This is a genomic window from Kitasatospora sp. NPDC004272 (assembly GCF_053603035.1).
The window spans coordinates 1-11,918 of sequence record NZ_JBSGET010000194.1 but is presented as its reverse complement, the minus strand read 5'-3'; the positions used below and the strand labels follow the sequence as shown (position 1 = coordinate 11,918).

General features: G+C 75.1%; 8 protein-coding genes and 1 pseudogene. 6 read left to right on the top strand and 3 right to left on the bottom strand.

From position 1 onward, the window contains the following. Positions 1-88: 88 nt before the first annotated feature. Entirely contained in the window at positions 89-2,311 is a 2,223-nt protein-coding gene (locus tag ACWEO5_RS35685) for an MMPL family transporter (protein WP_452166268.1), read from the bottom strand. Positions 2,312-2,695: 384 nt separating this feature from the next. Here ACWEO5_RS35685 and ACWEO5_RS35680 point away from each other — a divergent pair, with 384 nt between their 5' ends. The 4 genes and pseudogenes from ACWEO5_RS35680 to ACWEO5_RS35665 all read left to right on the top strand — a co-directional run. After that, a complete protein-coding gene (locus tag ACWEO5_RS35680) occupies positions 2,696-4,198 on the top strand; it encodes a sensor histidine kinase (RefSeq protein ID WP_452166267.1) in 1,503 nt (500 codons plus the stop codon). After that, entirely contained in the window at positions 4,195-4,881 is a 687-nt protein-coding gene (locus ACWEO5_RS35675; protein WP_452166266.1) for a response regulator, read from the top strand. The genes ACWEO5_RS35680 and ACWEO5_RS35675 overlap by 4 nt, the downstream gene beginning before the upstream one ends. Positions 4,882-5,002: 121 nt before the next feature. Beyond that, a complete protein-coding gene (locus ACWEO5_RS35670) occupies positions 5,003-5,449 on the top strand; it encodes a DoxX family protein (protein ID WP_452166265.1) in 447 nt (148 codons plus the stop codon). 143 nt (positions 5,450-5,592) lie between these two features. Beyond that, positions 5,593-5,682, top strand: a pseudogene (locus tag ACWEO5_RS35665) (FAD-dependent monooxygenase); the annotation flags it as partial. A 61-nt stretch (positions 5,683-5,743) separates the two neighbouring features. Here the strand turns inward: ACWEO5_RS35665 and sbnA are convergent. Both sbnA and ACWEO5_RS35655 read right to left on the bottom strand, forming a co-directional pair. Then, positions 5,744-6,706: a 2,3-diaminopropionate biosynthesis protein SbnA gene (gene sbnA / locus ACWEO5_RS35660; protein WP_452166264.1), complete on the bottom strand. Its 963-nt coding sequence runs from the start codon at positions 6,704-6,706 to the stop codon at positions 5,744-5,746. A 26-nt stretch (positions 6,707-6,732) separates the two neighbouring features. Then, positions 6,733-7,653 (bottom strand): AfsR/SARP family transcriptional regulator, encoded by a 921-nt coding sequence (locus ACWEO5_RS35655; RefSeq protein ID WP_452166263.1) that lies wholly within the window; start codon positions 7,651-7,653, stop codon positions 6,733-6,735. Between the two features lie 437 nt (positions 7,654-8,090). Between ACWEO5_RS35655 and ACWEO5_RS35650 the strand changes: the two genes are divergently transcribed. Then, positions 8,091-11,471 (top strand): amino acid adenylation domain-containing protein, encoded by a 3,381-nt coding sequence (locus tag ACWEO5_RS35650; RefSeq protein WP_452166262.1) that lies wholly within the window; start codon positions 8,091-8,093, stop codon positions 11,469-11,471. Positions 11,472-11,482: 11 nt separating this feature from the next. After that, a partial coding sequence (locus tag ACWEO5_RS35645) for an AMP-binding protein (protein WP_452166261.1) occupies positions 11,483-11,918 on the top strand: 436 nt, incomplete at its 3' end.

The window sequence follows — 11,918 nt, the reverse complement described above, 5'->3', positions numbered from 1 at the left end:
ACGAAGCCGACAAATCCCGTTGAGGACCCGAGGTCAGTCAGGAGGTGGGTCAGACCTGCCCGGGAACCGCTCATGAACATCCTCACTGTCAGGAGGCCGGGAGCCGCTCCGCCCGCGCCACCGCCGGGTCCTCCCCTCCGGCCTCCCGGCCCGGCTCCCGTCCGGCCTCCCGGCCCGCCGGCGGTCGCAGCGGCCACCACAGCGCGCGGCCCAGCAGCGAGGCCACCGCCGGGACCACCACCAGCGACAGCAGCAGCGCGGAGAGCAGGATCCCGAGCGTCAGCGCGAAGGCGATCTGCTCGCTGCCCGGCGTGGTGGCCAGGCTGGCGAACGAACCGCCCAGCACCAGCCCGGCGGTGGCCACGGCGGGCGCGGTGTGCCGCACGGCGCGGGCCACGGCGGCCCGGGCCGGGCCCGGGTGGTGCATCTCCTCGCGGATCCGGTCGGCGATCAGGATGTTGTAGTCGGTGCCGAGCGCCACCACGAACAGGAACAGCACCAGCGGCAGGGTGAAGGCCACGCCGGGCCGGTCCAGCACGTGCTGGAACACCAGGACGGCGCTGCCCAGGGTGGCGGCGAACCCCATCCCGACCGAGAGCAGCAGCGCCACCGGGGCCAGCAGGCTGCGCAGGAGCAGCAGCAGGATCAGCGCGATCAGCCCCGCCGCGACCGGGAACACCACCAGCAGGTCGCGGTCGACCGCGTCCGCCACGTCGGCGTACACCGCCGAGGTGCCGCCGACGTGCGCGCGCGTCCCGGCGGGGGAGTGGGCGGCCACGGCGGCCCGCAGCGGGCCGGACACCAGCGCCCGGGCCTGCGCGCTCTGCGGGTCGGCGACGGGGTAGACGTCGATCCGGACGGCCCGGCCGTCCGGGCTGCCCACCGGGTCGGCGACCTTCCCGACGCCCGCGACGGCGCCGAGCTCCCGGGCCAGCCCGGCGAACGCCGCCGGGTCGACGGCGCCGCCCCCGTCGGCGGTGGCGTACACGGCGGCCGGGTCGGACACCCCGGCCGGGAGCGAACGGGAGATCTCGGCGGCGGTGGCGGCCGCGGGCGTCCCCGAAGCCTCCCCGAGCCCGTAGTCCATCCGCATCCCCACCAGGCCCGCGGCCAGCGCGCCCAGCAGCGCCACGGACGCCAGCAGCGCGGCCGCCGGACGGCGGGCCACCAGCCCGCCCAGGCGGGCGGCGACCCCCGGACGCGGCTCCCGCCGCAGCGCGCGCGACGGCCAGAACATGCCCCGCCCGCAGGCCGCCAGCAGCGCCGGCATCAGGGTCAGGCTGCCCAGCAGCATCACCAGCACCGCCACGGCGATCGCCGGGCCGAGCGAGCGGAACAGGCCGAACCCGGCCACGCCCAGGGTGGCGAACGCGGCGACGATGGTCAGCGCGGCCGAGGTGATCGCCGTGCCGACCCGGCCCGACACCTCGGCGGCGACCAGGCGGGCGGGCGCGTCCGGGCGGGCCCGCAGCACCTCGCGGAACCGGAACAGCAGGAACAGCAGGTAGTCGACGCCGATGCCGAGCAGCACCACCGAGATCAGGCCCGGGGTGGAGGCGTCCAGCCGCAGCCCGGTGAGCCCGGCCAGGCCCGCCACCGCGCCGCCCGCCGCCCCGCCGACCAGCGCCACCGCCAGCAGCGGCAGCACGGCGGCCAGCACGCTGCGGAACACCAGCACGTTGAGCAGCACGATCAGCCCGACGACGAGCGCGCTGCCGACGGTGGCCGCCGTCCGGTTCGCGTCGGCGCCGTCCGCCGCCTCGGCCACGCCGCCGGTGAAACCGGTGCGCATCCCGGCCGCGGCGAACCGCTCCCGGGCGGAGTCCCGGAACACCCGGTAGACGTCCTGCACGCCCTCGTCGGCGACGTTGCCGGCCAACTCGACGGCCAGCAGCTCGAAACCGCCGTCCGGGGCGACCATCGCGGGCGCCACCTTCGGCGTCTGCGAACGGTCGGTCACCAGGAAGGACGGCTCGTCGGCCTCGCGCGGCATCACCACCCGCTGCCGGCCGAGCTCGGCCGCCTCGGCGTCGATCCGCCGCCGGTCCCCGTCGGTGAGCGCGCCGCCGTCGGCGCGGGCCACCAGCACCGTGACGGTGGTGGCGTCGGGCCGCAGCCCGAAGTGCTCCTCGGCGACCCGCATCGCCGCCGCCGAGTCGTAGCGGGCCGGCAGGAAGTCCGCGGTGCTGCTCCCGGTGACCCGGGCGAACAGCACCGGCGCCACCCCGGTCAACGCGACCCCGAGGAGCGCCCACACGGCGATCACCTTCCAGGCGTGTCTGGTGGAGAATCCGGTCAGTGCGCGGATCACGGTCGCCCTCCGTCTGCGTGGCTGCTGGTCGGACGGCGGTCGCCGCCCGGTAACAGACCATCAGCCCGGACACCCCCGGGGCGTCCGGGCGACGGACGATCCGCACCGGGGCCCGCGGGCCCCCACCGGTCCCGCACCCGGGACCTGGCTCCCAGGACCGCTCGCCCGGGGAGACGACGTCCGCCCGCCGGGCCGGTGCCAGAATGAGGACATCGGGGCTGGTCAGCGGCAGCAGCACCGGGAACGCCACCCGGCCGGGGCCCCGGCCGGACCCCGGCGGGGTACGGGACGCGCACGGGGCGCCGGAGACGGGGCGCCGGACACGGGCGGCGGCAGACGGGCGGCGGCAGACGGGCCGCGGCAGACGGGACACGGGGGACGGACATGGGACGACCGCAGCAGCACCCGGGCAGCGCGGCGGCGCCGGACGGCGCGCCGTGGACCCGGACCGACGCCCTGGTGGCGGTCGCGGCGGGCGTGATCGACGCCACCGCCAACCTGCTGTTCAGCGCGGCCGACGGCGAACGCGGGCCCGGCCTGCCCGGCTTCCTGTTCGGACTGCTGGCGGCCCTCCCGCTGCTGTTCCGGCGCGGCCGCCCGGTGCCGGCGCTCGCCGCGACCCTGGTGCTGAGCGTCGCCGCCGACCTGTGCGGCCCCGGAAAACCGCACTTCGGGGTGGTCCTGACGATCGCCACGTACTCGGTGGCCCGGGTGAGCAGCCCCGCCACCACCGCCGCGGCCGTACTGGCCACCTCGGTGGCCACCGTCCTCGGCCAGGGCCACTTCCGGCCACCGGCCTGGGACGTGGCGGTGTCCGCCCCCTGCTCCGCGCTGCTGGTCGCCGCCGCCGGCCTCGCGGTCGCCCGCTGGCAGCGCGAGGTGGCGGCCAACCGGCAACTGCTCGCCGACCGCGCGGTGGCCGAGGAACGCCGCCGGATCGCCCGCGAACTGCACGACATCGTCGCCCACCACATCACCACCATGCAGCTGATGGCCGGCGGCGCCCGGGCCAACCTCGCCGACCCCGAGGTGGTCCGGGACGCCCTGGTCACCCTGGAGTCCTCCGGCCGCCTCGCCCTGCGCGAGATGCGCCAACTCCTCGACGTGCTGCGGGCCGGCGACGAACCCGACACCGCCCCGCCCGCCCCGCAACCCGGCACCGACGACCTGCCCCGACTGCTGGAGGACTCCCGCCGGGCCGGCCTGCCCGCCGACCTCACCGTGCACGGCGAGGTCCGCCCGCTCCCGCCCGCCCTCGGCCTGACGGTGTACCGGATCGTCCAGGAAGCCCTGACCAACACCCGCAAGCACGCCGGCCCGACCCGCGCCACCGTCCGCCTCGGCTACGCCCCGGACCTGCTCACCCTCCACATCCGCGACCACGGCCCCGGCCACGCCCCCGCCCACCCCCCGACCGAACGCGGCGGCCACGGCCTGATCGGCATGCGCGAACGCACCGCCCTCCACGGCGGCACCCTCACCGCCACCTCCCACCCCGCCGGCGGCTTCGCCGTCCACGCCGAACTCCCCCTGCCCCCCGAAGAGCCGCCCCCCAGCACCCCGCCAGCCACCACCACCGCGCCGCCCACCGAACAGCCCGGCCTCGCAGGCGAGTTCGCCTCCCCAGCCGCCGCCCCACCCGCCTTGTCGGCCGAACCGCGGCTCGGGCCGGACGAGTCCGCCGTTCTCCCGGCCCCGGTCGGTGAGCCGACCGCCCAGCCCGCCGAACCGCCTCTTCTCGCAGGCGGGTTCACGTCACCGGTCGCCGGGGCGCCCGCCCCGCCCGCCGAACCGCCCCTCCCGCCAGGCGAGTCCGCTGCGCCGCCCGCCGAACCGCCGCTCGCTGCCCGGGAGTCCGCCGCGCTCCCCGTGGAGGTCCTCCGATGACCCCGATCCGCATCCTGGTCGCCGACGACCAGCCGCTGGTGCGCCGCGGACTCTGCCTGATCCTCGCGCCCGACCCGGCCTTCGAGGTGGTCGGCGAGGCCGAGAACGGCGCCGCCGCGGTCGAGTCGGCCCGGCGGCTGCGTCCCGACGTGGTGGTGATGGACATCCGGATGCCCGTCCTCGACGGTGTCGACGCGACCCGCGAACTCGCCCGGGTCCTCCCCGACTGCCGGGTTCTCGCGCTCAGCACCTTCGACCTCGACGAGTACGTGGTCGCCGCGCTCCGGGCCGGGGCCGGCGGCTTCCTCCCCAAGGACGTCTCGCCGGAGGAGCTCGCCGCCGCGATCCGCACCGTGCACACCGGCGAGGCGGTGGTCGCGCCGCGCCTGCTCACCCGCCTGATCTCCACCTACGTCCGCAGCACCGCCCCGGCGGCCCCCGCCGTCGCCCCGCGTTCCGTCGCGGCCGAGCTGACCCCGCGGGAGACCGAGGTGTGGCGCCTGATCGCCACCGGTCTCGACAACGACGCCATCGCGGGTGCGCTCGACCTCAGCCGGTCCACCGTCAAGAACCACATCACCTCCCTCTTCGCGAAGCTCGACGTCCGCGACCGGGCCCAGGCCGTCATCGCCGCGTACGAGTCCGGCCTGGTCACGGCGGGGTCCCCGGGCGGCGGCGGGTAGCGGCGGGCCGCCGTCCGCTTGCGGAGACTCCGTGGTGGAGCTTGCGCCTCCCATGAAACGTAGGTGAGGCTAACCTAAGTTTCTGTTGTGAACGCGCCGACTTCGCTTCCCTGGAGGCCCCATGTCCCCGTCCGCCCCCCACCGCACGGTCGAAGCGGCCCGCCCCTACCTCCTCGGCCTGACCCGGGCGGTCACCGGCCTGCTCTTCGCCTGCCACGGCGCGGCCTCGCTCTTCGGCGTCCTGGGCGGGGCGAAGGGCGGCGGCACGGTGGAGGCCCTGTCCTGGCCGGGCTGGTACGCCGCCGTCATCCAACTCGTCGGCGGCACCCTGGTCCTGCTCGGCCTCGGCACCCGCACGGCGGCCGTGGTCTGCTCCGGCTCGATGGCCTACGCCTACTTCTCCGTCCACCAGGAGGGCGGCCTGCTCCCGATCCAGAACGGCGGCGAGAGCGCCGCCCTCTTCGCCTGGGTCTTCCTCGCCCTCGCCGTCACCGGCCCCGGCGCCCTCGCCCTCGACGCCCTGCTCCCGCCCCGCCGCCGCCCCGCCCCGGCCCCGGCCACCGCCTGACCCGGGCCCCGGGTCCCGGGTCCTCGGCCTCGGAAGCGTTCGCGGTTGACGCCAGGTGCATGACCCATCGCCATATGGTCACTGTCATGCCATGGGATTTGAACCTGCTCGTGGCCCTGGACGCCCTGCTGGAAGAGGGCAGCGTGGCCGGAGCGACGCTCGTCGGTGACGCCGCGCACCCGATGTCGCCCTTCGCCGGTGAGGGCGCGAACCTCGCCATGTACGACGCCGCCGGTCGGGCGGATGAGCACCCGACCCGAATCGATCACCCTCGGATCGGGCCGGCGAGGGGGTTCACCCTGTCGCCCAGGTGTCGGCGCTGCCGAAGTGGCGGGTCGCCCAGGCGTCGTCGTAGATGGTGTCGAGGTAGCGCTCGCCGAGGTCCGGGGAGACGCACACGGCGCGCAGCACCTGGTCGGGGTCGTGCTCGGCGAGCCACTGCCGGGCGCCGCTGACGACCGTTCCGGTGGACCCGCCGAGGACCAGCCCGCGGGAGGCGAGCAGCCGGCACGTGCGCAGCGCCTCCTCCTCCGGCACGCGCACCACGGCGTCGACCAGCCGGGCGTCGACCAGCGGCATCGGAACGCTCGCCCCGATGCCGGGGATGTGGCGGGGGCCGGGGGCGCCGCCCAGGTTGACGGAGCCGGTGCTGTCCACGGCGACGATCCGCACCCGGGGCCGGCGGTCGCGGAAGTAGCGCGCGCACCCGGTCAGGGTGCCGCCGGTGCCGACGCCGACGAACAGCACGTCCAGGTCCGGGAACCGCTTGTCGATCTGCGGGGCGGTGGTGTCCCGGTGCGCCATCCAGTTGGCGGGGTTCTCGTACTGGTTGAGCCACACGTGGTTCGGGTCGGCGGCGCACAGTTCGCGCACCCGGCGCTTGCGGGCGTCCAGGTAGCTGCCGTCGGGCGTGGCCCCGTCGACGACCACCACCGTCGCGCCCAGCGCCTCGATGAGCCGGACGGTGGCCGGGTTGCACTTGGGGTCGGTGACGCAGACGAAGGCCAGCCGCCGCGCGGCCGCTATCACGGCGAGGGCGACGCCGAGGTTGCCCGAGGACGACTCCACCAGCACCGAGTCCGGGTGCAGCAGGCCGTCCTGCAGGGCCGCGTCGACCATCCAGTTGGCGGCCTTGAGCTTGACCGAGCCGGCGAAGTTGAAGCCCTCGCACTTGACGAGGAGGTTGGTGCCGAGCGTGTCGCGCAGGTCGACGTAGACATCGGAGTCCAGCAGCTCGTGCGCCCCCGAAACGATCATTGTGGTCCCTCCCTGGTCGAGTGGGCTCAGCGGCCGACGAGGGCCCGTGCGGACGTGCGCGGACGGCCGTGGAGCGGGCCCGCCTCCTCGGCGCCGACCGGCATCTCGTGCCGGAGGATGGCCGCCATGAACGCGCGCAGGGCGGGGGACGGGTCGAGGCCCAGTTCGTTGCGGAGCGCGCTGCGGATGCGGTGGTACTCGGCGAGCGCCTCCGCCTGCCGGCCCGACCGGTAGAGCGCGGTCATCAGGTGCCGGGCCAGCCCCTCGTGCAGCGGGTGGAGCGCGACGAGCTGCTGCAGCTCGCAGGTCGCCGGGGCGTGGTGGCCGAGTGCCTCCTCCAGCCGCAGCCGTTCCTCGACGGCGGCCAGGCGCTGTTCGTCCAGGCGGGCGGCCGCGGCCGCCAGCAGCGGTCCGGTGGCGCCGTCGCCCAGAGCGGGGCCGCGCCAGAGCGCCAGGGCCTGTTCGAGGAGGCGCAGGGCGTGGTCGGGCCGGTCCGGCGCCCAGGAGCGGGCCTGCGCGGAGAGGCGGGAGAACTCCGCCGCGTCGCTCTCGTCCGGGTCGAGGTAGAGGCCGTAGCCGGGGCGGCCGGTGACCAGGTGGTCCGCCGCGAAGCCCGGTCCGTACCAGGAGTCCAGTGCCTTCCGCAACCGGGCGACCAGGGCGTGGAGGGCATTGTCCGCCTGCCGGGGAGCTCCTTCCGGCCAAATCTCGGCCATAATTTGTTCTTTGGTGACCAGGCGCCCTTCATTGACCAGCAGCAGTAAGAGAAGGGAGCGCTGCCGCCCTCCGCCGACGCCGACGGGGCCCTGTGCCGCGCAGATCTCCAGTGGACCCAGAAAGAGAAAACGAGCCACCGCGCGATCCCCTCGTGAGTGTTCGACGTCGATGGCCGACCGCGCGGCGGCCGACCCTGATGCCCACTGTCCGCGGCGGGATCGAAATCCCATACGAAGCAGTTCAATAAATTGATGACTAGACCACTGGCAAAGTCAAGCAACCAGTTGGACGTCTCACCTCCTGAGACGCCCCGGTCTTGCTCCGCAACGGCCCGCGCGGGGTGCCCGGCGGGCCCGGCGGACGGCGGAGGAGGGGGCCGGCTCCTCGCCGCGCAGGCTGTTTCGTCCGGCAAAGTCCGTGTTGTGGGCGGTCTGTGGAGTCGGGCGGCGGCAACCTGACGCTGACATGACGACAGTCTGACGAATCGTCGGAGATAGCGGACATACTCCGCCAACGGCAACATTTGGGCGGTCGACAAGCCACGGTGGCGGACGTTATCAATGGATCACCGGTCGGATCCGGGGGCTCGTTCCGAATCCCGCCGCCGAGCTTATCCAGGTGTTCCCGGAGGTGAAAAACCTCTACTGCCGGACTATGGAGATGGCACATGCGTGAGAGCTTTTCGGAACTTCCCACGAGGGGCGGCCTCCCGAAGGGCTATGCGGGTCCGGAAGTCCACACGCCCTGGTTGGAAATGAATGCCGGCGACGTTTTCCGGTCGATTGCGGCGGAGCACCCCGAGGCCGTGGCGGTGAGCACCGAATCGGGCTCCACCACGTACCGGGAACTCGCCGCCCGGGTGAATTCCGTCGCGGCCGACCTCACCGCCGCGACCGGATCCGTGCACGGCGTGGTGGCCGTCCTGGCGCACCGGGGCGTGGACCTGGTCGCCGCCCTGCTGGGCGTGCTGGCCGCCGACCGGGTCTACGTCCCGGTGGACGCCCAGTGGCCCGCCGGACGCATCCGCACGGTCGTGGAACAGTGCGGCGCACAGGTGCTCCTGGTGGACGGGGCGCACGCCGGACTCGCCGCCTCCCTGGGCGTCGACGCGCGCGTGCTGCCCATCGCCGCGGCGGGCACGCCGGAGGCGGGGGCCCCGCCGGCCGGGGCGTGCGGCGACGAGCCCGCCTACACCGTCTTCACCTCCGGGACGACGGGCGTCCCCAAGGGCGCGGTGAACACCCACCGGGGGCTGATGAACCATCTGTCGGCCAAGGTCACGGCCCTCGGCCTGACCGCCGGCGACCGGGTCGCCCAGTCGGCGCCGCAGTCCTTCGACATCGCCGTCTGGCAGATGCTGGCGCCGCTCCTGGTCGGCGCGGAGTGCGTCGTGGTGTCCGACGAGGTCGTGCACGAGCCGGCGGCGTTCCTCGCCGCGCTGCGCGAGCGGCGGGTGAGCGTCCTCGAAGTGGTGCCCTCGCTGATGTACCCCCTCCTGGAGGAGCTGGACCGGACCGACCACCGCGGGTGGGAGCTGCGCTGGCTGCTGCTGGGCGGCGAGTCGGTCAAGCCGCAGCTGTGCACGGCCTGGCTGGAGCGCTTCCCGGAAATCCCGATCATGAATGTCTACGGGCCCACCGAGTGCGCCGACGACATCACCCACCACGTGGTCGGAAATGCCGGCGACCTCTCGGCCGATGGTGCGCACACCCCCATCGGAACACCCCTGCAGAACACCACGCTTTACGTCCTGCGCGAGGAGGAGGACGGGGCCTGGGTGGCGTGCGGGGCTGGAGAGAAGGGCGAGCTTTTCGCCAGTGGCGCCGGCGTCGGCCTCGGATACGTCCGGAATCCGGAAGCGACGGCCCGGGCGTTCTTCCGCGACCCCGCCGATCCGGCCGGTCGGATGTACCGCACCGGCGACGCCGCCGTGGTCGGCGAGGACGGCGTCTTCGTCTGCCTCGGGCGGCGGGACCGGCAGGTCAAGATCCGGGGCCACCGGATCGAGCTGGAGGAGATCGAGTCCCGGATCCTGTCCACCGGCCCGGTCCGGCAGTGCGCCGTGCTGCTGCACGAGTGGGAGGTCGCGGAGTCGCTCGTCACGCGCGAGGTCCTGGGCCGCGAACCGGCCGTGCGCACCCGGCGCCAGGAACTGCACGCCTTCCTGGTGCTCGACCCGGACGGCACCGTCGGCTCGGTGCGCGCCGCGCTCGCCGAGCACCTGCCACCGGTCATGTCCCCCGACCGGCTGATCCGCGTCGACGCGCTGCCGACCACGCCCAACGGGAAGGCCGACTACGGCGCGCTCGCCGCCCGGCTGCACGGGAGCGGCGACTCCCGCCCGGCCTGGCTGGAGCCGCGCGGCACCGCCGCGCAGGTCGCCGAACTGTGGCGCGACGTCGTGGGGCGCTACCCGCAGCACCTGGACGAGGAGCTCGCGGAGGCCGGGCTCGACTCGCTGCACAGCATGGTGCTCGGCATCCGGCTCGGCGCACTGGCCGGCAGCCGCGTCTCCACCGGGGACGTGCTGCGGGCGGTGACCTTCCGGGGCCTGCTGCAGGCCGTGGCCGACGCCACCCGGCGGCGGACGGAGACTCCCGCGGCGACCGCCCCGTCCTCCCTCGCGCTCCCCGACCCGCACGGCGGACCGGTCGAGTGGCCGCTGGCCCGGCAGCAGCAGGGCGCCTGGTTCCACTGGCAGCTCGACCCGGAGAACCCCTACTACACCTACCAGGGGTACCTGGACGTGCGGGGAACCGTGGACGACGGCCGGCTCCGTGCCGCGTGGCGGGCCGCGCTCGCCCGCCACCCGCACCTCACCGGCGTGGTCACCGCCACCGAGGACGGCCCCCGGCTCCGCTTCCCGGCGTTCGACCTCGGCGACCTGGAGATCCGCGACCTGCGCGGCCCCCGCGGCGACGGCCCCGGCCCCGACCCCGACTCCGGCCCCGGGGACACGGCCGGGAGCCCCGCCGCCCGGTTCCGGACCTTCGCCGCGGCGGCCGCGGCCGAGCCCTTCGACCTGGAGAGCGAGCCCTTCGTCCGCGCCACCGGCTTCCGCGTCGCCGACGACCGGTTCCACCTGCTGCTGACCACCCACGAGCTGGCCCTGGACGGCTGGGGCGCCCAGGTCTTCGCCCGGACCTTCACCGAGGAGTACGCGGCGGCCGGGCCCGCGCGGCGCGAGCGGCGCCCCGAACCCGACGGCGCGGCCGCCCTCGGCCGCTACCTCTCCTGGCAGGCGGCGGCCGAACGCTCCGGGGCCCTCGACGCGAGCCGCCGCTACTGGGCGGACGTGCTGGGCGAGCGGGTGCCGAGGCTCGGGGCGGTGCGCCCGGCGGCCGACGGCCCGGCCGGGCACGCCGCCGGGCTGGTGCAGCACCACCTCTCGGCGGAGACCGACCGGCTGCTGCACCGCCTCGCCCGGGAGGCCCGGGTGACGCCGTTCACCGTGCTGGCCACCGCCCTGTGGCTCGCCCTGTCCTCGGTCTTCGGCGAGGAGGACCTCGTCCTCGGCGTCCCGGTCACCCACCGCACGGCGCCGGAGGCCGAGCATGTCACCGCCTTCCTCATCAACATGGTGCCGCTCCGCATCGACCTGGACCCGGACCTGGCCTTCGGCGACGCGATCCGGCGGGTGGGTTCGCTGGCCGCCCGGGGGCTGGACCACTCCGACGTCCCGCTGGCCGACACCGTCGCCGCCGCGGCCCGGCGGGGCGTCCTGGGCGCACACCGCACCCTCTTCGACGTGATGCTCAACATGCTCAACTTCCCCGCGGCCGAGGCCGACGGCGACCGGGACGCCACGATCGTCTTCCGCGAACTGTGGACGGGCTACACCAAGTACCCGCTGGCCTTCTACGCGCAGTCCCGCGAAGGCACCCTCCACCTCGAACTGGCCTACCTGGCCGACCGTTTCGCACCGGAGGCGATGGAACGGCTGCTGGCGGGCCTGGTCGCGATCCTCGACCGCGCCGCCGCCGACCCCGGCGAGCCGATGCGCCGCATCGCGGCCTCGGCCGGCCTGTCCGCACTCGCCATCGGATGACCGGGAGCGCCATGACCACCACGCACCACGCACACGACCTGGGCCGGCGCGTGGCCGAACGGCTGCGCGGGGCCCCCGAGGACCCCGCCGTCCTCGGCCCCGACCCGCTGACGAACGGCGAGCTCGACCGCCTGAGCGGGGCCTGCGCCGACCGGCTGCGCGCGCTGGGCGTCGGCCCGGGCACGACCGTGGCCCTCGACGCCGGGCTCGGCAGCCGCTTCCCGGTGGCGCTGGTCGCGGTCCTCGCCACCGGGGCGGCCTACACCGCACTGGACTTCACCGACCCCGCGGCGGTGGCCCGGACCACCGCCGCGCTGTCCGCCGACGTCTGGATCGGCGGGGCCGACCGGACGCCGCCCGGCCGCACCGCCCTGGCCCTCGACCTCCTCGCTGACCACGCTGGAGGGCAGGTAGCGGTGGGCGATCTCCAGGCCCAGGGTGCGGTGG

Bases quoted from the DNA above. Each gene is read 5' to 3' on its own strand.
- ACWEO5_RS35680 (WP_452166267.1), top strand. From the start codon at position 2,696: ATGGGACGACCGCAGCAGCACCCGGGCAGCGCGGCGGCGCCGGACGGC.
- ACWEO5_RS35675 (WP_452166266.1), top strand. From the start codon at position 4,195: ATGACCCCGATCCGCATCCTGGTCGCCGACGACCAGCCGCTGGTGCGC.
- ACWEO5_RS35670 (WP_452166265.1), top strand. From the start codon at position 5,003: ATGTCCCCGTCCGCCCCCCACCGCACGGTCGAAGCGGCCCGCCCCTAC.
- sbnA (WP_452166264.1), bottom strand. From the start codon at position 6,706: ATGATCGTTTCGGGGGCGCACGAGCTGCTGGACTCCGATGTCTACGTC.
- ACWEO5_RS35655 (WP_452166263.1), bottom strand. From the start codon at position 7,653: ATGGGATTTCGATCCCGCCGCGGACAGTGGGCATCAGGGTCGGCCGCC.
- ACWEO5_RS35650 (WP_452166262.1), top strand. From the start codon at position 8,091: ATGCGTGAGAGCTTTTCGGAACTTCCCACGAGGGGCGGCCTCCCGAAG.